The following is a 21,829-nucleotide window of genomic DNA, read 5'->3' as shown; positions in this document are numbered from 1 at the left end:
TTGGATAACCACCGTTGCTACCGGAAGGTCACTTTATGTCGCAGGCGATTCGCCCTACGTCACAGTTTTGCCCGATATCGACTCCATGCAGCAAGCGCGGGAATCAGTTTGTACACGGGCACTCAGCCCGAGCGGCAAGACACTGGTGATCGTCAGCAGGGACAGGGCGTACTCCTGGGACACCATGACGGGCAAGAAGCTGTACGAGCACCGCGTGGGCGCAGGCACCCCAGGCGTACACGTGGCCTTCGACGGGCACGAGAGCCTGGTCGCGGTGATGCGGGAAGACACGTTGGAGTTCTTGTGGGACACCAGGACGGGCAGGTCCTACACGCCGGAGCTGGAGGCGGACCACGCTCCGGCGATCGCCCCTTCCGGCGCCTACATCGCGGGGATCGGGCTCAACCAGCGCGGGCTGAAGGTGATCCGCCTTCCCGACCTCACCGTGGACACCCGGATGCCGAAGAAATGCGGCACCGTGGTGGCGTTCACGCCGGACAGCCGGCGGCTGCTGTGCGCGGACGGCGACATCGAGGCGTGGGACCTGCGCACCGCCACGAGACTGCCCGACGAAGATCGACCGTTCTGGCAGGACTCGGCTTCGGAGGACTTCAGGAACGCGAGACTGCAGGTCAGCCGCGACGGCGGCAGATTGCTGGCCGTCGAGGGAAGAACGCTCCACCTGTGGGACGCGCAGAAAGGCGACGAGCTCTCCACCTACCAGGCGGAGGGCGAGCTCGACGAGGCCTGGCTGGACCCCGACGGCAAGACCATCCGCTATCTGCTCGAGAACTCGATCATCACCATCGACCTCGGCTCCCGCGTCTCTTCCCGCAGGCTGCCGGGCGGGTACGCGGTCGGCGCATTCAGCCAGGACGGCCGCTTGATCGCCGCCACGAAGGACGGCGGCCCCGTACGCGTGGGCGATGCGCGCGGCCTGGGCGTGCCGATGACGGGCAGCGAGGGCAGCACCGACGAGCTGTTCGACCCGGCGGGCAAGAGGCTGGCCGCCATCGGGGCGGACTCGGCGGTCTCCGCCTGGGACGTGGCCACGGGCACGCGGCTGTGGCGCCATCCCGTTCCGAAGACGCAGGTCGTGCTGTCGCGGGCGTTCACCCCCGATGGCGGCAAGCTGGTGCTGTCACTCAAGGAGCTGAGCGAGCGGGACGCGCGTAACGAGCTGATCGTGCTGGCCGCCGACAGCGGCCGCGTGCTCTCCCGGCGCCCGCTCAACACCGCCACGGGGACCATCGTCTCGACTCGCGACGGTACGGCGGTGGTGAGCAGCACGGGTAAGGTGCTCGAGCTGCTCACCGGCAAGGTCGTCGGCCCGGGCTTCCACGGAGCGGGGGCGGCCATCGCGGTCAGCCCCACAGCGCCACTCCTGGCCCTCGGCTCCACCACGGTCGAGCTGTGGGACATCGCGAAGGGCGCCGAGCTGTCTCCCGCCCTGCGCGTGGCGAGCAACGCCCAGGTCGAAGCTGTGCTGTTCAGCCATGACGGCGCTCTCCTCGCCTTGATCAGCAGATCCATCGGGGAGACGTTCGACGATGTGTACACCGTCCAGATCTGGGACGTCGGCTCACGGCAGCGGCTCGGCTCGTACCCCATCGAGATCTTCGACCTGCTGGCGTTCAGCGCCGACGACCACGCGCTGTACGTCTCGGGCAATCGATCAGGGACCATTACTCAGATTCCGGTCGACGGGGACCGCATCGCCGAGCTCGTGTGTAAGCGTGCCGGTCGCACCATGAGCCTGCAGGAGTGGAGCCGGTACCTGAAAGGCGTGCCATATCGCGAGGTCTGCTCGCTCTGAAGGTGGACGGCCTCGAGATCGCGGTTCGCCTGGCGCACGAGGCCGGCTGGTCCCGGCCGACGAGCCTCCGCCAGAATCGATCTGAGCTACGAGACAGCTTGGTGACCATGTGGCGCCGGCCCGGCTTGATTCGGCCTCGCGCAGGACGTACCGCGAGTGTGGCTGTGAGGTTGTCATCCTCGGGTGTGTTGCGTGATGCGTTCGAGCCATCGCCGCAGAAGGGCGGTCTCGACCGGTTCGAGAGCCTCGGTCCCGACGAGATCGAGTTGCGCGTGAAGGCGTAGTGCGGCGGTGTGCACGGGGTCGGCGTCGTTCTGCACGGTCGTTTCGGTGAGTACGTGCGAAAATACGGCGTCTCGCATGCGGTTGGACAGTGCGGGGTCATCGAACAGGGCCGGTCTGGAGATGTGGTCAAGGGCGGTCCCGACGTTCGCCGACAGGATGAGTTGAGCGGCGGTCTGCGGCGCGACCATCAACGAGCCCGCCGCCGCGCACCGGGTGAGCGCCGCCACCAGCAGGGCCATCACGCGATCTCGCGCCGTTGAGCAGGACCACGGCCGGGGAGTGAACATGAGCTGGTAGAGGGCCGGGTTCTCCTTCGCGAACGCCATGTGACCGTCCCAGCCGGCGTGAAGATCGGCAACCGGATCGTGCGTCCGCTCCTGAGCGGCCTTGATCGCGGCGTACCGCTCGTACCCGTGGTCGGCGACGGCGTCGAGAAGCCCGTGCTTGTCACCGAACAACCGGTAGAGCACGGGCTGGCTCACGCCGACCGCCTCGCAGACCGTACGCGTGGCGATCTCGTGGTTCGCGGACATCGCCAGTTGCCGCACCGCGGCTTCGATCATCGCCGTGCGAAGCGGGTCTGTCGCTGCCATGGAATCAATGCTACTGCCAGTCGATAGCAGTGATACGGATTCGTGCTAAAGTCATCCGTAACATCGATATGTAAATACCGTATCGAGGATAGACACGGGAGCTTTCGTGAGTGATCAACCTGTCGCCGTCGTCAGCGGCGGCTCTCGCGGGATAGGCAAGGCGATCGCGATGGCGTTGGCGGCCCGAGGCTGCCCGGTCGCGGTTGGATTCCAAGGGTCGGCCTCCGCCGCGGCGCAGGTGGCCGAGAAGATCACGGCGTCCGGCGGCCGGGCGATCCCGGTTCAGGCCGACGTGGCGGACGAGGACGCCGTCGCGGCGATGTTCGACACGACGGAGAAGACCTTCGGCGGGGTCGATGTGGTCGTCAACTCAGCAGGGCGGCTGTCGCTGTCCCCCATCGCCGAACTCGACCTCGACGATCTGGACGCACTGCACCGCACCAACATTCGCGGCGCCTTCGTCATGGCGCGGGAGGCCGCGCGGCGCGTGCGCCCTGGTGGCGCGATCATCACCCTTTCCACCTCTGTGGTCGGTCTGCAGTTCCCGAGCTACGGGGCGTACGCCGCCAGCAAGGCGGCCGTCGAGGCGATGACGCTCGTGCTCGCCCGCGAGCTGCGCGGGCGGGACATCACGGTCAACGCGGTCGCGCCCGGCCCGACCGCAACCGAGCTGTTCCTCGACGGCAAGGACGAGGCCACCATCGAACGGCTCGCCAAGCAGCCGCCGCTGGAGCGGCTCGGTACCCCCGAGGACATCGCCGAGGTCGTCGCCTTTCTGGCGAGCCCGGCGGGGCACTGGGTCAACGGGCAGGTCATACGCGCGAACGGCGGAATCATCTGATGACCGGCACGCGACAGGTCAATGCCGTCACGAGAGCCTCCAACCTCCCGGGACGCAGCGGGGCCACCTGGAAGAGGGCGTACGAGAGGCCGGACGGCGAGCTCCGCGCGCGCCCGACCGCCTGATCCCACTCGATCGTCGCCGACCGCATCCGTGCCGGGTTCTACCACCACGCCGGCATCGCGAACCTCCTGTCACCACCTACCAATTCCCACCACGAAAGGAAACCGGCATGCCATACGCCAACCTCAAGGTGCCTGCCGACACCCTGACCCCCGAGTCCAAGAAGAGGCTTATCGACGCCGTCACCGACGCCTATGCCGACGTCTATGGAGAACGAGCCCGCGCCACCACCCTGGTTCTGCTGGAGGAGATTCCGGACGGCGGCTGGGGCCTGGGCGGCAATATCCTCACTGCCGAAATGCTCGGCCGAAGCTGACCCGATCCGGGGTCGGGCCTTCGGCGCCACCGACGTCGTCTCCGCCCGCGGCGAGGAAGGCATCGAGGCGGTGCGCGAGCTCACCGGCGGGCACGGCACCCATGTGGTCCTGGAGGCCGTCGGCAATGTGCCCGTCTACCAGCTGCCGGCCCCCTGGTTGGGGTCGCGGGCTCAGAAGCCGTAGGGGCCGAAGCGGCCCCAGGCGACGAACGCGGCCAGCAGGAACAGGACCGCGTTGAAGGCGATCGCGGCCGGTTCCTTGCGGCGGGCGTGAGTGAGCGCGGCCAGCACCATCACCACGGCCAGGCCGGTCGCGGCCAGCGGGGTCAGGACGGGCGCGATGCCGGTGAGCGCGGGCAGGATCAGCCCGAGCGCGCCTGCCAGTTCGGCGACGCCGATGAGGCGGACGGTGCCGGCGGAGAAGTCCTCCACCCACGGCAGCTTGGCGGCGAGTTCGTCCTTGGGCTGGGTGGACTTCATCACTCCGGCCATGCCGAACATGGCGGCCAGCACGGCCTGCACAATCCACAGGACGACGTTCATCGAGAATCTCCTTGACGGTAGGGGGTGGGAGGGAGCCCGGCGCGCGGCGCTCCCGTCCGGCAGGGATGCGGCCGGCCGCGTCAGCCGTTGAAGACCAGCTCGGGCTGGTCGCGGCGCTCGTACAGATTCCAGTACAGAGGGGCGATCTGCTCGGGCGTGGCCGCGGGGATGCCTTCGGGGCCGCCCTCGCCGATCCAGGTGCCGATCGCCACGTGTGCCGCGTACACGCCGCTGCCGGCCAGCTCGTTGTGCAGGTTGATCACCCAGTTGCGCAGCGCCGCGGCGGCGGCGTTGACATTGCCGAGCATCGGGATCGGGCGCACCGAGCCGCCGCCGGTGGTGAACAGCAGCGTGCCGGCGCCGGCCTGCCGCATGGCGGGCAGCACCGCGTGGGCGGCGGCCAGCGCGCCGTAGACGGTGTATTCGATCTGCGGCTGCAGGTTGTCTGCCGTGACCTCGGTGGGGACGGCCGTGGTGAGGCCGGGCACCGGCGAGTGCGGCGCCGGGGAGTACTCCAGCACGTCGATGCCGCCGAGCCGCTCGGCCGCCGCGTCAAGGGCGGCGGCCAGGGCGGGGCGGTCCAGCACGTCGGCGGGGAACGCCTCGGCGGTGATGCCCTCGCGGCCGAGCCGATCGGCCAGCGTCCGCAGCCTGTCCTTGGTACGGGCGATGAGAGCGACGTCGAAGCCACGGCTGCCGAAGGTGCGGGCGATGGCCAGGCCCATGCCGGGGCCTGCGCCGACGATGGCGATGGTGGGCATGATCAGATCTCTTTCGTGGTGATGGACGGGGTTGGGCCAGGTCAGGAGCAGGTGACGGCGAGCTTGCCGAGCGCCCCGGCGCCGAAGGCGGCGAACGCCTCGGGTGCCTGCTCCAGCGGGTAGGTGGCGGTGACCGGGACGCGCAGCGCGCCCGAGGCGGCCTGGCCGGCCAGGGCGGTCAGGGTCTGCGCATTGGCGTCGGCCATGATCGTGTGGACGGTGACGCCGGAACTCTCGACGGCGTCGGCGGTCAGCCCGAGGGTGGAGGCCAGGCGGCCGCCCGGACGCAGCAGGCCCGCGAGCTGGACGCCGTCCCCCGCCAGGTGCAGCACGGCATCCACCCCTTCCGGGGCGAGCGCGCGGACCTGGGCCGGCAGGTCGCCGCTGTAGTCCACAACGTGAATCGTGGCGTCGGTGAGGCCGGTGACGAAGTCGGCTTCGGCGCCGGGACGAGCGGTGGCGATCACACGGGCGCCGCGGGCGGCGGCCAGCTGCACGGCCAGTGCGCCCACGCCGCCGGTGGCGCCGGAGACCAGCACCGTCTCGCCCTCGGCCGGGGCGACGGCGGTGAGGCTGTCCAGCGCTGCGGTGCCGGCCAGGCCCAGGGCGCCGGCCTGCTGAACGTCCAGGCCCTGCGGGATGGGGGCGATGCCGTAGGCGGCGGGCACGGTGACGTATTGGGCGAGTGAGCCGGTGCCCAGGAACGGCTTCATCACCACGCCGAAGACCGCCTGCCCGATCGTGAACCCTTCAGCGCCCTCGCCGAGCGCCTCGACGGTGCCGGCGAAGTCCTTGCCCACCACCAGCGGGAAGCGGTGCTCCATCGCCCCTTGCAGGTAGCCGGCCGCGGTGGCGGCGTCGAAGCCGTTGATCGAGGAGCCGGCCACCTTCACCAGCACCTCCCCGGCCTCAGGCTGTGGGGTGAGGAGGTCGGCCAAGGCCGGGGTCTCGGGGACGGAGTTCAGCGTTACGGCACGCATGAGCTACACCTCTCTGAAAGTGGAACGGGCTACCCGTTTTGTGGTGCCAGCGTAACAACAGAAGTGGGCAGGTTGTTCCACTTGGGTAGAGTGGAGGCATGGATCTTCCCGCCGACGCCCCCGAGCCTTCCGGCGAGCAACCCGGACCGGGACTGCGCTCCGACGCCGAACGCAATCGCGAACGCATCCTGGCCGCCGCCCGCCGCCTGTACGCCAGCCACGGCCTCGGCGTGTCCATGGCGTGCATCGCCCGCGCCGCCGGCGTCGGCAAGGCCACCCTCTCGCGCCGCTTCGCCACCCGCGAAGAACTCATCAACGCCGTCTTCGCCGACCGCATGGACGCCTACGCCGCCGCCGTCGCCGAGGCACTGACCGATCCCGACCCCTGGCACGGCTTCACCGGCTACGTCCAGGCCGTCTGCGCCATGCAAGCCGCCGACCGCGGCTTCGCCGAAGTGCTGGCCATGACCTTCCCCGCCGCCAAAGCCCTGGAGGAGCGCCGCGCCGAGGCCTACCACGGCTTCCTCGACCTCATCGCCCGGGCCAAAGCCACCGGCCACCTGCGCGAGGACTTCACCGACCGGGACATGCCCATCTTGCTGATGGCCAACGCCGGCGTCATCGCCGCCACCGCGGACGCCGCCCCCGGCGCCTGGCGCCGCCTGGTCGGCCAGATGCTGCGCGCCTACGCCGCCCCCGGCACCGACCTGCCTCCGCTGGAGCCGGCCCCCGCGCCCACCGCCCTGTACCGAGCGATGGTCCGCCTCACCCGCCCCGCCCCCGGTCCCGAGGGGGACACGGAGTAGAGCGAGGGCGGGGCGAGCGCGCGAGGTCCCCCCGTCCGCACGCTGCGCTCCAACCTGGAAACCACGATCACGGGCATCGAAATCACCGTCCTCCCTGTCGATTCCCTGTCATGGTGAACCTTTCGTGCAGCTGGCGTACGGCCATGGCGCCCTCCCCGACCGCGGACGCGACCCGTTTGACCGACCCGCTGCGGACGTCCCCCACGGCGAACACGCCGGGCCGCCCGGTCTCCAGGGAAAGGGACTCCCAGTGCGACGACCTGCCCTCCCCCGTGACGACGAAGCCCCGGTCGTCCAGCGCGACGGCGCCCGCCAGCCAGCCGGTGTGCGGATCCGCGCCGATGAACACGAACATCGCATTGGTCTCGATCTCGATGGACTGCCCCGTCTGGTTGTCCTGGGCGCGCACGGCCCGCAGGGAGCCGTCGCCGAGCAGTTCGCGTACCTCGGTATGGAACATGATCTCGATGCCGGGCGTCCGGCCGATCGCGTCGGTGAGGTAGCGGGACATGCTCTCGCCGAGACCATCGCCGCGGACGAGCATGCGCACCGACGAGGCGTTCCTGGCCAGGTATAGTGCCGCCTGGCCTGCGGAGTTGCCGCCGCCGACGATGACCACCGGCGCCTGCCGGCACATGCGCAGCTCGAACGGCGTCGCCGCGTAGTAGACGCCGCAGCCTTCGTACTTCTCCAGGTCGGGAACGTCGAGTTTGCGGTAGCGGGCGCCGGTGGCGATGAGCACGGCGTGGCCCCGCACGGCGGGCCCGCCCTCGACGAGCACGCTGTAGTGGCCGTCGCCGGCCTCCAGCCCGCTCGCCTCGGCCGGTACGGTCAGCCGGGCCCCGAACTTGGCCGCCTGAAGAACGGCGCGTTCGGCGAGCTCGGCGCCCGAGATGCCCGACGGGAAGCCGAGATAGTTGTCGATGCGGGAGGAGGTGCTCGCCTGGCCGCCGGCGGCGACCGCGTCGAGCACGACCGTGGTCAAGCCCTCCGATGCCCCGTACACGCTCGCGGCCAGGCCCGCGGGGCCCGCGCCCACGACGATCAGGTCGCACACGCCGTCGCCGGGCCGCGGCACGGGCAGGCCGATGGCCTTGGCCAGCGTGGCGACGGTCGGGTTGCGCAGCACCTGGTCTCCGTGCCAGATCACGACCGGCGTCTCCTGCGGGGAGATGCCGAGCTGGCGCAGCAACGCCTCCGCCTCCTCGTCCTCCTCCAGGTCGATCCAGCGGTGCGGGAGCCTGTTACGGGCGGCGAACTCGCGCAGCCGGCGGGCGTCGGGCGAGTAGCGGGAGCCGATGATACGGAACCCGGCGTCCATGCCGATCAGCAGAATACGGCGGGTCAGGTAGGCCCGCAGGATGAGGTCCCCGAACTCCGGGTCACCGGCCACCAGCGTGCGCACCTGGTCGGCCCCGACGGCCAGGATCTCGCCGGGCTCCCGCACGAGCGCGGTCAGGAACCCGGCCTGGCCGGTGAGCAGGCCCAGCTCGCCGAGGAAACGCCCGGGGCCGTGGACGGCGATCGTGCGTTCCTCCCCGCTGCGATACCCCTCGACCATGGCCACCTTGCCGCGCAGGATCACGATGAACTCGCCGACCGGCTCGCCCTCCCGGTAGAGGATCTCGCCGGGCGGCACGGGCCTGCGCTCGCCGCACTGCGACAGGTTCGCGATGCGCCGCTCGTCCAGCCGGGGATAGGCCCCGTACAGGTCCGGTGTCTCGGGCAGGGTGGCCGGCGACTGCGTCATGACGGCGTCCTCAGCGCGTCCTCGACCCATTCGCGCAGCTGGGGCGCCGGGGCCGCGCCGGCGCGCTGAGCCACGACGCGGCCCTCGTTGAGCATCATGAGCGTCGGGACGGCCGTGATCGTGAAGCGCTGCGAGAGGGCCGGGGACCGGTCCACATCGACCTTGACGAGCTTCACGCGTCCCGCCAGCTGTTGGGCGACTTGTTCGAGCGCGGGCGTGACCATCCGGCACGGCCCGCACCATTCCGCCCAGAAGTCGACGAGGACCGGCAGGTCGGCCCGTTCGGCGACCTCCGCGAAGGTGTCGTCGCCGGCCTCGGCGATCCACGGCAGCGGCTGGTGGCAGTTGCCGCAGCGGGGCGTGCCCGAGGCGGCGTCCGGGACCTTGTTCGGCCGGCCGCAGTTGGCGCAGCGCATGGTGTGCATGTCAGCTCCCCGGGCTGTAGAAGGTGACGTTCAGCTCGCCCTTGTCGGCGCCGACCACGATGGTCGAGCCGTCGGGGACGTCTCCGGCGAGCAGGGCCCGGCCGATCCTGGTCTCGACCTCGCGGGCGATGAACCGGCGCAGCGGCCGGGCGCCGTAGACGGGGTCGTACCCCTGGTTGGCGATGAGCTTGCGGGCCTCCTCGGTGACCTCCAGGGTGAGCCGCCGGTCGGCCAGCCGCTGCCTGATGTCGGTGAACATCAGCTCGACGATCCGCTCGATCTCCGCCTCGGTCAGCGGCTTGAACAGCACGATGTCGTCGATCCTGTTGAGGAACTCGGGCCGGAAGTGCCGGCGCAGCTCTGCCATCACGCCGTCGTGGGCCTCGGGCTTGATCTCGCCGTCGGAGGTGATCCCGTCGAGCAGGTGCTGGGAGCCGATGTTCGAGGTCATGATGATCACGGTGTTGCGGAAGTCGACCGTGCGGCCCTGCGCGTCGGTCAGCCGGCCGTCGTCCAGGACCTGCAGCAGCGCGTTGAAGACGTCCGCGTGGGCCTTCTCGATCTCGTCGAAGAGCACCACCGAGTACGGCTTGCGCCGCACCGCCTCCGTGAGCTGCCCGCCCTCCTCGTAGCCGACATAGCCGGGAGGGGCGCCGACGAGACGGCTGACCGTGTGGCGTTCCTGGTACTCGCTCATGTCGATGCGGACCATGTTGTCCTCGGTGTCGAACAGGGCCTCCGCGAGGGACCTGGCCAGCTCCGTCTTGCCGACGCCGGTCGGCCCGAGGAAGAGGAACGACCCGATGGGACGCTTGGGGTCCTTGATGCCCGAGCGGGCCCGGATGATGGCGTCGGCCACGAGCCGCACGGCCTCCTCCTGGCCGACGACGCGCTCGTGCAGGATCTGGTCGAGCTTGAGCAGCTTGTCCCGCTCGGCCTCCTGCAGCCGTGCCACCGGGATGCCGGTCCAGCGGGAGACGATGTCCGCGATCTCCCTTTCGGTCACCACCTCGCGCAGCAGCCGGTGGCCGTTCTGCCGGGTGCCCAGCCGCTCCTCCTCGGCGTGCAGGCGGCGCTCCAGCTCGGGCAGCCTGCCGTGGCGCAGCTCGGCGGCACGGTTGAGGTCGTAGTCGCGTTCGGCCTGCTCGGCCTCCCGCCGCACGGCCTCGATCTCCTGCCGCAGGCTCTGGACCTTGCGCAGGGCCGAGCGCTCGGCCTCCCACTGTGCCCGCATCGCCTCGGCCTCGGCCCGCGTGCCCGCCAGTTCCTCGCGCAGCTCGGCAAGACGCTGCCGGCTCGCCGCGTCGTCCTCCTTGGCCAGCGCGGCCTCCTCGATCTCCAGCCGCATCACCCGCCTGGTCAGCGCGTCCAGCTCGGCCGGCATGGAGTCGATCTCCGTCCGGATCATCGCGCACGCCTCGTCCACCAGGTCGATCGCCTTGTCCGGCAGGAACCGGTCGGAGATGTAGCGGTGGCTCAGCGTCACGGCGGCGACGAGCGCGCCGTCCTGGATCTTCACGCCGTGGAAGACCTCCAGGCGTTCACGCAGGCCGCGCAGGATCGAGATGGTGTCCTCGATCGAGGGCTCGTCGATCAGCACCGGCTGGAACCTGCGCTCCAGGGCGGCATCCTTCTCGATGTGCTTGCGGTACTCGTCCACCGTGGTCGCGCCGATCATGTGCAGCTCGCCGCGGGCCAGCATCGGCTTGAGCATGTTGCCGGCGTCCATGGCGCCCTCGGTCGCCCCGGCTCCGACCACCGTGTGCAGCTCGTCCACGAACAGCAGGATCCGCCCCTCGGCCGCCTTCACCTCGTTCAGCACGGCCTTGAGGCGTTCCTCGAACTCTCCGCGGTACTTGGCGCCGGCCACGAGCGAGCCCATGTCCAGGCTGAAGACGGTCTTGTCACGCAGTCCCTCGGGGACATCTCCGCGGACGATGCGCTGGGCGAGCCCCTCGACGACGGCCGTCTTGCCGACTCCGGGATCGCCGATCAGGACCGGGTTGTTCTTGGTCTTGCGGGAGAGGATCTGGATCACCCGCCGGATCTCCGAGTCGCGCCCGATCACCGGGTCGAGCTTGTCCGCCCGGGCGTCGGCGACCAGGTCGCGCCCGTACTTCTCCAGCGCCTCGTAGGCCACCTCCGGCATGGCCGAGGTGACGCGCTGATTGCCCCGCACAGCCGTGAGCGCCTCCAGGAACCGATCCCTGCTCAGGCCCTGGCCGTGCATCAGACGTCCGGACGCGGTCGTGGACCCCTCCTCGATGAGGGCCAGCAGCAGGTGCTCGACGGAGACGTACTCGTCCTTGAGCCGGCGTGCCTCCCGGTCGGCGGCGTCGAGCAGCCGCGACAGGCGCTGGGTGAGGAACACCTGCCCGGGCGCGGCACCCGGACCGCTGACCTTGGGCCGTCGCGACAGCTCGTCCTCCAGCTCGGCGTGCAGGCGCTGTGGATCGGCGCCGGCCTGCTCCAGCAGCCTGGTCGCCAGCCCCTCGGGCTGGTCGAGCAGGGCCAGCAGAAGGTGTTCGCCGTCGACCTCGGTGTGGCCGAAGCGCAAGGCTTTGGTCTGGGCGTCGTGCAGGGCTTCCTGCGACTTCTGCGTCATTCTGTTCGGGTCCACTCCAGCCCCCTAGCGTGGTCGTGGGAGGTCGCGCAGGGCGGCCTCCAGCTCCCCGATCCGGTCGAGGAGGTCGATCACCACGCCGATCGCGGCGTAGTTGATGGACAGTCCCTCGTGCAACCGCTGGATGCGTGCCGCCGCCGTCACCTGGGCGGGCGTGAAGCACAGCTCACCCCTGGCGTTCCTGACCGGCTCCAGCAGGCCGAGCGCCACCAGCCGGCGTACGGCCTGCGGGTGCAGACCGGTGGCCCGCGCGTACGCGTCCAGGTCGAGCCGGACCTGGCGGACGAGCGCGTAGCTCATGAGCGCCTCCTCGGGTCGTAGTGCGAGACGGCGGCGAGCTGCTCGAACAGGCGCCGCTCCTCGTCGCTGAGCCTGGGCGGCACCATGATCCGGGACTCGGCGTAGAAGTCGCCCGCCGCCCCGCGCGGACCGGGCATGCCGCGTCCTTTCAGGCGCAGGCGGCGGCCCGTGGATGTGCCCGGCGGCACCTTCACCTTCGCCTCGCCGCCCGGCGTGTCCACGGCGACCGTGGCACCGAGCGCCGCCTCCCAGGGAGCCAGGGGCAGCGGGGCGTAGATGTCGCGGCCCTCCACTCGGTAGCGGGGATGGTCGGCGATCCGCACGATCAGGTGGAGGTCACCCGGCTGGGCTCCCTCACTGCCGTGCCCGCCCTGGCCGGCGAGCCTGATCCGCTGCCCGTTCGTGACACCGGGCGGGATCGTGACGTCCAGCCGCCTGCCACCGGGCAGCGTGATGCTGCGGCGCCCGCCGTGATACGCCTCCTCCACGGTCAGCGTCAGCTCCGCCTCCTGGTCGGCGCCGGGCACCGGCCCCCACTGCCGTCTGCCCCGGCCACCGAACATGCCGCCGAGCAGGTCCTCCAGGTCGACGCCCTCGTCCGCGCCGAAGCCGAAGCCCTCGGCGCCGGTCGAGCGCCACCGGCCGCCCCCGGCGCCGGCCCCCGCACCGGCCCGCGCACCCGCGCCCGCTCGGCTGCGCGCGCGGGCCCAGTCCGCGGGATCGACGTCGGGCGGCACCTGGCGGAAATCGTGTCCGAACGCGTCATAGCGGCGGCGCGTCTCGGGGTCGGAGAGCACGCTGTAGGCCTCCGCGATCTCCTTGAACCTGTCCTCGGCGCCGGGATCCTTGTTGACGTCAGGGTGGTAGGCGCGCACGAGCTTGCGGTAGGCCCGCTGGATCTCGTCGGCGTCGGCGCTCCGGTCGACGCCGAGCACCTCGTAGAAGTCCCGGCGTTCGGCCATCACTCCACCTTCTTCGCGACGGCCACGATCGCCGGCCTGAGCTGCCGCTCTCCGTCGCCGTAGCCGGGCCTGAGCACCTCCACCACGGTGCCCGGATCGACGTCTGCCCGTTCGACTGTCGTCACCGCCTCGTGGCGGGCGGGGTCGAAGGGCACACCGGTCTCGTCGTGACGGGGGTAGCCGAGCTTGTTGAGCACGGTGACCGCCTGGTCCCGTACCGCTCGTACCCCGTCAAGGACGGCGTCCGCTCCCCCGTCGCCGCGGACGGCGTGGCTCAGCGCGAGCTCCAGGTTGTCCAGGATGGGCAACCACTCGGCCGCCACCTTGGACCGCTCTTCGGCCCTGATCCGCTCGGCGTCGCGTGCGATGCGCTTGCGCAGGTTGTCCAGGTCCGCGACCGCGCGCAGCCACCGGTCCTCCAGCTCCGCCAGCTTCGCGTCGGTCTCCGCGGGCGCCTGCTCGCCCGCCGTGCCGGCCTGGTCCTGGGTCTCGGGTCTGTGCTCGTTCATGTCACTCGGGCTCCGAGGTCGTGAATTCGGCGTCGATCACGTCCTCGTCACTGCCGCCGGGGGCGTTTTCCGTCCTGGCTTGTGGCGGCACGCTCGGCCCGCCACCCGCGGCGGCCCCGAGTCCGTGATAGACCTGCTGCAGCTCTCCGCTGAGCGTGCGCAGTCCTGGACGAGCTGCTCCGCCCGCGCCTTCTCGTGCACGGGCACGCCGTCGCCGAGCTCCTCCAGACGGCGTTCCACCTGGTAGGCGACCGAGTCCAGCTCGTTGCGCGCGTCGATGGCCTCCCGCAGTCGAAGGTCCTCTGTACGGTGCTGCTCGGCGTCGGCGACCATCCGCTCGATCTCCGGCTTGTCCAGGTTGGAGCTCTCGCTGATGGTGATCCGCTGCTCGGCACCGGTGTCCTTGTCCCGGGCGGAGACGTTGAGGATGCCGTTGGCGTCGATGTCGAAGGTGACCTCGATCTGCGGCACCCCCCGCGGCGCAGGCCGGATGTTCTCCAGCCGGAAGCGCCCGAGCACCCGGTTGTCGGCGGCGCGCTCCCGCTCCCCTTGCAGGATGACGATGTCGACGGCGTTCTGGTTGTCCTCGGCCGTGCTGAAGACCTCGGTACGGCGCGCCGGGATCGTCGTGTTGCGCTCGATGACCTTGGTCATGAGGCCGCCGAGGGTCTCGACGCCCAGCGACAGGGGCGTGACGTCGAGCAGGACGACGTCCTGCACCTCGCCCTTGATGATCCCGGCCTGGACCGCCGCGCCGATGGCGACGACCTCGTCCGGGTTCACCGTCATGTTGGGGTCCTTGCCGTCGGTCAGCCGGCGCACGAGATTCTGCACGGCGGGCATCCGGGTCGACCCGCCGACGAGGATCACCTCGTCGATGTCCGCGGGCCTCAGCTTGGCGTCCTCCATCGACTGCTTGACGGGAGCGATGCAGCGCTCGACCAGGTCGGCCGTGATCTGCTCGAACGTGGAGCGCATGAGTGTGGTGTTGAGGTGCTTCGGCCCCGAGGCGTCCGCCGTGACGAACGGCAGGCTGATCGTGGTCTGGGTGACCTCCGAGAGCTCGACCTTGGCCTTCTCCGCCGCCTCGAACAGGCGCTGCAGGGCCTGCGGGTCGTTGCGCAGGTCGATGCCCTGGTCCCGCTGGAACTCGTCGGCCAGGTGGTCGACGATCCGGCGGTCGAAGTCGTCGCCGCCGAGATGCCCGTCCCCGGAGGTGGCGCGGACCTCGACCACGCCTTCGCCGATGTCCAGGATGCTGACGTCGAAAGTGCCGCCGCCCAGGTCGAAGACCAGCACGGTCTCGTTGGACTTCTTGTCCAGCCCGTACGCGAGCGCCGCCGCCGTCGGCTCGTTGATGATCCGCAGAACCTCGAGCCCCGCGATGCGCCCCGCGTCCTTGGTCGCCTGGCGCTGGGCGTCGTTGAAGTACGCCGGCACGGTGATGACCGCCTCGGTCACCTTCTCGCCCAGGTATTTCGCCGCGTCCGCGACGAGTTTGCGCAGGACGAGGGCCGAGACCTCTTCCGGCGCGTACTGCTTGTCACCGACCTGGAAGCGCACGGCTCCCTGAGGCCCCTCCACGACGTCGAAGGAGACGGCGTGCTGCTCGCTCTGGATTTCGTCGTAGCGGCGGCCGATGAAGCGTTTGGCGGAATAGATCGTTCCTTTCGGGTTGAGTATGGCCTGGCGGCGGGCCAGCTGGCCGACCAGCCGTTCGCCCTGGTCGGTGAATGCCACCACGGACGGTGTCGTCCGGGAGCCCTCGGCGTTGGGTATCACCGTGGGGTGGCCGTCCACCGTGGCGGCGATCACCGAGTTGGTGGTACCGAGATCGATGCCGACTGCCTTCGCCATTTCTCGCTCCCCCTTGTACTCCCTTTCGGGCTCTGTCCGGTCATTCCTCGGAGCAGTCCGCGGGCCTTGGCCGCGTGCTCCGGCTCGAAGACCTCGTATGTGCCGGCGACGGAGTCAGGTCCTGTCCGGGGTTCTCCCAGCTCTCGCCCCGAGAGCTGGGACGTCGATCTGGTCCTTGTTCGCGCCGCTACCGCGGTCTGTCGTAGCCGTCTTCGATCTCGCGGGCCGGAACATCTCCCCTGGGGCGCCCTGTGCGCGGTGCCAGCTGGATCTCCTGATGGCGCCTGAATGAGATTCCCTACATTTCGAGCCTCGCCCACCGCTTTTCGCGGCCACATCCCCCAGGTGGGTAATCATCGCCGCGGCCCCGTGCCGGCTCGGCTCAGACGCGCCTTCCGCCGGGCGGCTGACCGAAGCCGTCCCGTGTCTGCTCCGCCGCCAGGCGCGCCAGCTCGACCCGGGATCTGATGCTCAGCTTGCGGAAGACCTGCCTCAGGTGGAACGCGACCGTGTGCACGCTGATGAACATCTGTTCGGCGATCTGCGGGTTGGTCCGGCCGTCCGCCGCGAGCAACGAGACGGTGTGCTCGGTCTCGGTCAGGCTGTCCCAGCCGGAGACCGGGCGTTCGGCGTAGCTCCAGTGCCGGTGGCGTACCCCCATGCCGCGCAGCCTCCGGCGGATGCGCGCGGCGTCCCTCAGCGAGCCGATGTCGTCGTACGTGCCCAGGGCGCGCTCCAGGCTCTCCGCGGCCTCCGCGCGCTGCCCGGCGGCGGCGAGCACCTTGCCGAGGTCCTCCTCGGCGGAGGCCCGCGCCCACACGTCCTCGGCCCGCCCTGCGGCAAGGGCGAGGGCGTCGCGATCCCCGTCGAGCAGGCCCCGGGCGTGCGCCGCGGCGGCGCCCAACGTCGGAAACTCATGGTTGGCCCGGCCGAGTGCCTCCGCGGCGGCGACCACGGACTCGGCCGCCTCCAGATCGTCGGCGGCCAGGGCGACCCGGGCCATCCAGGGGCCGGCCGCGGGTTCGATGGTGAGCAGCAGCGGGCGTGGCAGGTCGGCGAGCAGCCCCATCGCGCTGCGCGGCCCGTCGCGGGCCTCCCCGACCTGCGCGGCCAGCAGGGCGTGCCGCAAGCGTGCCTCGGGCGCTCCCCCGGGCTGTTCCCCGAGATGATGCGCCGCTCTCTGCAGGTCACCGCGCCGCAGCGCGACGGCGGCGAGCACCGCGCAGGCCGCCGCGACCGACAGCGGCGTGTTGAGCGCGCCGGCCAGGTCCAGGGCTCGCCTCGCCTCGGTGGCCGCGTCGTCGAAACGGCCTGCGAGCAGCTCCAGGCGGGCCTCCAGCACCGAGGCATCCGCGGCCCAGGCCAGATGGCCGTGGCCGAACATGTCCTTGCGCGCCTGGCGGAGCATCACCCGCGCCTCGTCCAGCCGGTGGACGTCGACGAGCACACCGGCGGCGGTCAGGCAGGCCTCGTAGCGGCGTTCCTTCGGCGAGTCGGCGCCGGCGCGCCGGCCGGCGCTCTCCGCCAGGGCCAGCGCGCCGGAAAGCCTGCCCTCGTGCCGCTCCGCGGTGGCCAGGGCGACCAGCGCGGCGCTCCTGGCCGCGGGACCGTAGCGGTCCTTCCCGTCGATGACCTCCTGCGCGTACGCCCGCGCGGTGCCGTCGTCCCGCAGGCGCGCCATCGCGTACAGCTGGACCATGGTCGCCCGCTCGCGTACGTGGCCGGGCAGACCCGGGACCGCCAGCACCGTCTCGGCCTCGTGGATCGCCTCCTCGCCCCGGCCCGTCAGGTACATGGTGTCCGCCAGCAGGCAGCGCAGTTCGGCCGAACCGTACACGGAGCCGTGCTCGGCGAGCCGGCCTCGCACCATCTCCTCGGCCTCATGCAGTTGCCCGCTGGCGATCGCCGCGTCTATGGCGGTGGAGGCCGGGCCGGTGAGCAGGCGAGCCGGCCCGGCCCTCTCGACGCTCATGAGAACGCCGGACTGGTCGAGCAGGGTCTGCCGCATTGATGGCGGGATGCCCGCGGCGACGATGTCCGCGACCAGTTCGTGACGGAAGGCCAGGCCGTGCTCGGTCACGATCAGGATGCCCGCGGCCGTGGCCTCCTCCGTGACCGGGAGCAGCGCGGCCGGTGTGGTGTCGAGCAGCGCCGCGGCGTGCTCCAGCGACAGCGAACGCCCAAGCACAGCGATCATCTCCACCAGGCTTTTGGCCTTCGCGCTCAGGGCATCGACCCAGCCCCGCACCACGATCCGCAGCCGGCCGGGTGCGCGGGCCTGCGCCATGCTCCCCAGCAGCCCTTCCTCGCGCAGCCCCGCGAACAGCTCGGTGATCAGCAGCGGGTTGCCGCCGGCCGTCGCCGCCAGCGCCCGCGTCGCCAGGTCGGGCGATCTCCCGAGCGTGTCCGCCGTCAGCGCCGTGACCGCGGCGGGTGAGAGCGGCGCGAGCGTCACCCTGTCGGCCCCCTCCCGCTCCAGGATGTCGAACAGCGACACGGCCTGGCACGCGTTCGGCGCGGTCGACCGGAACATCAGCCAGCTGATGGGCCTGTTGGCCAGCAGGTCGTGCAGGGTGTGCAGCATCCTCAGCGTCGCCGGGTCCGCCCGTTGCAGGTCGTCGAGCGCGGCCAGCACCGGCGGCCCCATGGCCAGCCGCTCGAGGCCCACCCGCAACCGCTCCAGGACCGGCGGGCCAAAGCGGGCGGAGCCGTCGCCGCCTCCCGGCTCGGACCGCAGGTCGAGGGCCTCCAGCAACATGCTGCACGGAGCGAGCTCGCCCAGCTCCTCCACCCGGCCGTGCACGACCCCGATCCCGCGTTCGGACGCCTCGGCGACGGCTTCGGCCAGCAGCCGGCTCTTCCCCGACCCCGGCTCGCCGTCCACCAGCAGCGTCCCGCTCCCACCTCGCCGCAACCTCTGCAGCAGGCCCTCGACGTGACGCCATTCCCGATCGCGTCCCCGCATGATTCCCCCCACGGAGCGCCTGCCACGACAGGAAACGGGGAATCCCATGCCCGACAAGATCTTTCGTTCCTGGCGGGGACGACTACCCCGCAAAGGAGGTGGCCCACGCCCGCCGCGCTGAACCTCGACCGACGCCCACCGCCGAGAGCTGCAGGGTTTCCGCTGCTGATTCGCGGAAGGCCTGGTCAAGGATTCTTTGCACGCGCCCAGGAAGCACATTGCGCACGGCGAGCGGGGGGACGTGAAGTCCACCATGCCGGAGGACCTGGCCTTGATCCGGCAGTGACCGCCGGTCTGATCCCCGATCGGCGACACACCGGCCGGGATGCCGTGCCTGCGAGCGGCCGTTGGGATGCTGGAGCGGTGAGATCTGTGCCCAGGAGACGCGCGGGGACGCGGGTCATGTCGGTGCGCCGCGTGCTGACGTCTCTGGGGGCCGGGGTCATCACGGCGGCCGCCGCCTGGCGGCTGGGGGTGCCCGAGTTGTCCCCGCTGCTCGGGTGGGGTGTGGCCGCGACGGTGGGCCTGGTCTGGGTGTGGCTGATCAGCTGGCCCAAGGATCACCGTGACACCAAGCGGCTGGCCAGGGAGGAGGGCGACGCCCGCTCCACCGACACCGGCGTTCTGATCGGCGCGGTCGCCAGCCTGGGGGCGGTCGCGCTCGCCCTGGTCCGCACCGCCAGCCACACCCCGCTGACGACGGCCCTGGTCATCCTGAGCATGGTGACGGTCATCGTGTCGTGGGGCCTGGTGAACACGGTGTTCGCCTTCAAGTACGCCAGGCTCTACTACGTGGACGAGGACGGCGGCATCGACTTCAGACAGGAGGATCCGCCGGCGTACAGCGACTTCGCCTACCTCGCGTTCACGATCGGCGTGACCTTCGGCGTCACCGACAACCATGTGGTCAGCACGCATATCCGCAAGGTCACCCTCGCGCACGCCCTGCTGTCCTACTTCTTCAGCACCGGCATCCTGGCCGTAGCCATCAACCTCGTCACCGACCTGAGCCGGTAACCCCTGGTCAGGGCGATCTGCTCGGGGTAGGGCCTGGACATGCGCATCGCCCTGGTCGCCGATCCTGACCTGCCCACCGAGCTGGCCTTGAGGATGGTGCGCGACCTGCCCGGCCGGTTGCGCGAGCGGCTCGGCCCGGGCTTCGACTGGCAGGTGCGCACGTACACCGCTCCCCTGGCGGCAGAGGAGCAGGTCGACATCTCGGCCATGCCCACTGCTGTTCGCCCGCACCTGCCCGAGTCCGGCTGGGACGTCGCCGTATTCCTCACCGACCTCCCTCGCCGGCTCGACCTGGACGCGGTGAGCGCGGAGGTCAGCACCGGCGACCGCATCGCCCTGCTGTCGTTGCCCGCCCTGGGCACCTTTCACCTGGCCGGCCGGACCATGGAGGCCGTGGTGAACGTCGTCGGCCTGCTCGTCCTCCCACCGGCCGGCCATGACCGCGTCCCCGCGATCGGCCGCAGAGTGGAAGGAGACGCCGAGCCCGGCCGGGTGATACCCGATCGCTACGTCATTCCCGGTCTGCGCGGGCGGGCGCGCCTGCTCACCGGCATGGTGCGGGCCAACCGCCCGTGGCGGCTGTTCACCTCGTTGTCGCGGGCGCTGGCAGGCGTGTTCGCCACCGCCGCGTTCGGCGTGATCAACGACACCGCCTGGCAGCTCTCCACCGCGCTGGACACCTGGCGGCAGTCGCTGATCATGGTGCTGTCCATCCTCGCCCTCGCCGCGTGGATCATCGTCGACCACGAGCTGTGGGAGCGTCCCGGCGGCCGGGTGCCCAAGGCCCGCGCCCGCCTCTACAACGCCGTCACCCTGATCACCATCACGCTGGGCGTGCTCTGCCTGTACACGGTGCTGTTCGTGGTGCTCATCGGGGTCGGCGCGCTCGTGCTGGTCCCCGCCCCCCTCTCGGAGACGCTGAACCATCGGCCGGGCGTCACCGACTACCTGGCGCTGGCCTGGTTCCTGACCTCTACCGCGATGGTGGGTGGCGCCTTCGGCTCCGGGCTCGAAGACGACGGGACCGTGCACAAGGCGGCCTACGGTCAGCGCCAGCGGGACCGGCTCGCGGAACAGCAGGATGTCTGACCCCCTGGCCGGGGCGCGCTTTTGGAAGGCTTGAGAGCGGGTGCGCTGGTGCCGCTGACCTCCGCCGCCACGGGGCACGATCCCGGCCATACCGACCAGCCGCTTGCCGTGAGCATGAGTTGAGCGCCGACCCGCAGGCCGCTAAAGGCGCGCATTCCCGCCGCGCGGGTGGCGGTCACTCTCTGCGGTGGAGGTACCCACGGAGGGGGCAGATCCGGCGCCGTCATGATGGCCGCCGGCGCGATCGCGGTAGAGGTGTGCGGGCGCAGATGTTCACCGAGCTGAGTGATCTCGATCAGACGGGCCGGCGCGCCCGCGAGCGTGGTCAGGTGGACGGCGCCGCCGTGCTGCTGAGTAACGGTGAAGGCGTCCAGCAGCACACGCAGCCCGCTGCTGTCCACGAAACCGACCTTGGCCATGTCGAAAAACAGCTGGTCACCGGGCCTCTGAAGGACATCGCGATGAACTGGCGCAAGGCAGGGGCGCTGGCCAGGTCAACCTCTCCGGCCAGCGTGATCACCGTTGCGCTCCAGGATGGTGATGGCCTGCCGGCTTCTCTGCTGGGAAACCAGGACCAGGTCGGCGTGGGACGTCGAGGCCACGAACACGGGAAATGGCTGCCTCTGCCAGCGGCATGATGATCGCCGACAGCATCCCGGGAACGTCCAGGCCGTGAGCTGTGGCGCCTCCGCATGTCAGCCATAGGGCGAGCAGCGCAGCGCCTGACTCATCGGCGGGTGGAGCGGATCCGGCAGCCGATCGGAAGGCGGTGTCGTCCCATACCGAAAATCTGCACCGGCCGTAGTAGACATTCGCTGCTGTGCGTACTATCGTTTCTCGCATCGCAAGGAACGGATCCACCGGGCAGCACAAGCAGTTATCGGCAACACGACGAACTGCCCGCAGCAGGCTGAAGTAGAAGATTGACGGCAGAAGGTCGGACGTGACGGGCCAGCGCAGTGGCAAGGGGCCCAGATCGTGGACGCGCTGCCGCAGGCGAAGTTGAACAAGTGGTCCGGAAGAGATGAAGGGAGTGTTGACGCCATCAGGATCGCCCGTGCCGGTTGAGTCTCACCGCTCGGGTACCGCAGTTCCACAGATAGGAAGGTGGTCTACGGTCACGCATCCGCGATCCGCGCATCACCGCCGTCCGACACGGCGGTTGCGCACAACGGTAAGCCGGCCGATGGCCGGTAGATGGTGTTGAACTCTTCGGGGCCCCGGCGCAACAGGCGCCGGGGCCCCCTGTGCGCGTTACCGGGAAAGGA

Annotated in this window: 18 protein-coding genes and 1 pseudogene; 6 read left to right on the top strand and 13 right to left on the bottom strand. The window is 70.5% G+C overall.

What is annotated here, in order from left to right:
• The first annotated feature begins 145 nt into the window (after positions 1 to 145).
• Complete coding sequence (locus ABEA43_RS66360; RefSeq protein ID WP_345580783.1) at positions 146 to 1,816, top strand: WD40 repeat domain-containing protein; 1,671 nt, start codon at positions 146 to 148, stop codon at positions 1,814 to 1,816.
• 173 nt (positions 1,817 to 1,989) lie between these two features.
• On the opposite strand, the gene ABEA43_RS66355 is transcribed toward ABEA43_RS66360, so the two are convergent.
• Positions 1,990 to 2,694 (bottom strand): TetR/AcrR family transcriptional regulator, encoded by a 705-nt coding sequence (locus tag ABEA43_RS66355; RefSeq protein WP_345580780.1) that lies wholly within the window; start codon positions 2,692 to 2,694, stop codon positions 1,990 to 1,992.
• A gap of 106 nt (positions 2,695 to 2,800) precedes the next feature.
• Here ABEA43_RS66355 and ABEA43_RS66350 point away from each other — a divergent pair, with 106 nt between their 5' ends.
• Both ABEA43_RS66350 and ABEA43_RS66345 read left to right on the top strand, forming a co-directional pair.
• Positions 2,801 to 3,535 (top strand): SDR family oxidoreductase, encoded by a 735-nt coding sequence (locus ABEA43_RS66350; protein WP_345580777.1) that lies wholly within the window; start codon positions 2,801 to 2,803, stop codon positions 3,533 to 3,535.
• Positions 3,536 to 3,767: 232 nt separating this feature from the next.
• The gene (locus ABEA43_RS66345; RefSeq protein ID WP_345580774.1) at positions 3,768 to 3,974 is read left to right on the top strand and encodes a 4-oxalocrotonate tautomerase family protein; all 207 of its coding nucleotides are present in this window, start codon (positions 3,768 to 3,770) and stop codon (positions 3,972 to 3,974) included.
• A gap of 171 nt (positions 3,975 to 4,145) precedes the next feature.
• Here the strand turns inward: ABEA43_RS66345 and ABEA43_RS66335 are convergent, their stop codons facing one another.
• From ABEA43_RS66335 to ABEA43_RS66325, 3 genes are all read right to left on the bottom strand, one after another.
• The gene (locus ABEA43_RS66335; RefSeq protein ID WP_345580771.1) at positions 4,146 to 4,517 is read right to left on the bottom strand and encodes a DoxX family protein; all 372 of its coding nucleotides are present in this window, start codon (positions 4,515 to 4,517) and stop codon (positions 4,146 to 4,148) included.
• Between the two features lie 80 nt (positions 4,518 to 4,597).
• Positions 4,598 to 5,278 carry an SDR family NAD(P)-dependent oxidoreductase gene (locus ABEA43_RS66330; protein ID WP_345580768.1) on the bottom strand — a complete coding sequence of 227 codons (681 nt, stop codon included), beginning with the start codon at positions 5,276 to 5,278 and terminating at the stop codon, positions 4,598 to 4,600.
• Positions 5,279 to 5,319: 41 nt separating this feature from the next.
• Positions 5,320 to 6,258 carry an NADP-dependent oxidoreductase gene (locus ABEA43_RS66325; protein ID WP_345580765.1) on the bottom strand — a complete coding sequence of 313 codons (939 nt, stop codon included), beginning with the start codon at positions 6,256 to 6,258 and terminating at the stop codon, positions 5,320 to 5,322.
• A gap of 98 nt (positions 6,259 to 6,356) precedes the next feature.
• On the opposite strand from ABEA43_RS66325, the gene ABEA43_RS66320 reads away from it, so the two are divergent.
• Positions 6,357 to 7,064, top strand: a complete 708-nt coding sequence (locus tag ABEA43_RS66320) for a TetR/AcrR family transcriptional regulator (protein WP_345580762.1) — start codon at positions 6,357 to 6,359, stop codon at positions 7,062 to 7,064.
• Between the two features lie 82 nt (positions 7,065 to 7,146).
• Here the strand turns inward: ABEA43_RS66320 and ABEA43_RS66315 are convergent, their stop codons facing one another.
• The 8 genes and pseudogenes from ABEA43_RS66315 to ABEA43_RS66280 all read right to left on the bottom strand — a co-directional run bounded on the left by ABEA43_RS66315 (position 7,147) and on the right by ABEA43_RS66280 (position 18,455).
• Positions 7,147 to 8,814, bottom strand: coding sequence for an FAD-dependent oxidoreductase (locus ABEA43_RS66315; RefSeq protein ID WP_345580759.1), 1,668 nt, complete (start codon positions 8,812 to 8,814; stop codon positions 7,147 to 7,149).
• Positions 8,811 to 9,239: a thioredoxin gene (gene trxA, locus ABEA43_RS66310; RefSeq protein ID WP_345580756.1), complete on the bottom strand. Its 429-nt coding sequence runs from the start codon at positions 9,237 to 9,239 to the stop codon at positions 8,811 to 8,813. Before trxA ends, ABEA43_RS66315 begins: the two co-directional genes overlap by 4 nt.
• Before the next feature lies 1 nt (position 9,240).
• Complete coding sequence (gene clpB / locus ABEA43_RS66305) at positions 9,241 to 11,844, bottom strand: ATP-dependent chaperone ClpB (RefSeq protein WP_425570762.1); 2,604 nt, start codon at positions 11,842 to 11,844, stop codon at positions 9,241 to 9,243.
• Positions 11,845 to 11,868: 24 nt separating this feature from the next.
• Positions 11,869 to 12,162 (bottom strand): chaperone modulator CbpM, encoded by a 294-nt coding sequence (locus ABEA43_RS66300; RefSeq protein WP_345580750.1) that lies wholly within the window; start codon positions 12,160 to 12,162, stop codon positions 11,869 to 11,871.
• A complete protein-coding gene (locus ABEA43_RS66295) occupies positions 12,159 to 13,124 on the bottom strand; it encodes a DnaJ C-terminal domain-containing protein (RefSeq protein ID WP_345580747.1) in 966 nt (321 codons plus the stop codon). The genes ABEA43_RS66300 and ABEA43_RS66295 overlap by 4 nt, the downstream gene beginning before the upstream one ends.
• Positions 13,124 to 13,633, bottom strand: coding sequence for a nucleotide exchange factor GrpE (locus tag ABEA43_RS66290; protein ID WP_345580744.1), 510 nt, complete (start codon positions 13,631 to 13,633; stop codon positions 13,124 to 13,126). Before ABEA43_RS66290 ends, ABEA43_RS66295 begins: the two co-directional genes overlap by 1 nt.
• Before the next feature lies 1 nt (position 13,634).
• A pseudogene (gene dnaK / locus ABEA43_RS66285) lies at positions 13,635 to 15,490 on the bottom strand (molecular chaperone DnaK).
• Between the two features lie 382 nt (positions 15,491 to 15,872).
• Positions 15,873 to 18,455, bottom strand: a complete 2,583-nt coding sequence (locus ABEA43_RS66280) for an AAA family ATPase (protein WP_345580741.1) — start codon at positions 18,453 to 18,455, stop codon at positions 15,873 to 15,875.
• Between the two features lie 363 nt (positions 18,456 to 18,818).
• On the opposite strand from ABEA43_RS66280, the gene ABEA43_RS66275 reads away from it, so the two are divergent.
• Together ABEA43_RS66275 and ABEA43_RS66270 are read left to right on the top strand one after the other, a co-directional pair.
• Positions 18,819 to 19,472, top strand: a complete 654-nt coding sequence (locus ABEA43_RS66275; RefSeq protein ID WP_345580738.1) for a DUF1345 domain-containing protein — start codon at positions 18,819 to 18,821, stop codon at positions 19,470 to 19,472.
• A 39-nt stretch (positions 19,473 to 19,511) separates the two neighbouring features.
• Positions 19,512 to 20,561, top strand: a complete 1,050-nt coding sequence (locus ABEA43_RS66270) for a hypothetical protein (protein WP_345580735.1) — start codon at positions 19,512 to 19,514, stop codon at positions 20,559 to 20,561.
• Here ABEA43_RS66270 and ABEA43_RS68600 read toward each other — a convergent pair.
• On the bottom strand, positions 20,519 to 20,980 hold the full coding sequence (locus ABEA43_RS68600; protein WP_425570761.1) for an STAS domain-containing protein: 462 nt from the start codon (positions 20,978 to 20,980) through the stop codon (positions 20,519 to 20,521). The two genes, ABEA43_RS66270 and ABEA43_RS68600, sit on opposite strands and share 43 nt — an antisense overlap.
• Positions 20,981 to 21,829 lie beyond the last annotated feature (849 nt).

The organism is Nonomuraea rosea (assembly GCF_039539705.1).
Lineage (GTDB): Bacteria > Actinomycetota > Actinomycetes > Streptosporangiales > Streptosporangiaceae > Nonomuraea > Nonomuraea rosea.
The sequence above is the reverse complement of the archived record's forward strand: the minus strand, read 5'-3'. Positions and strand labels throughout refer to the sequence as shown.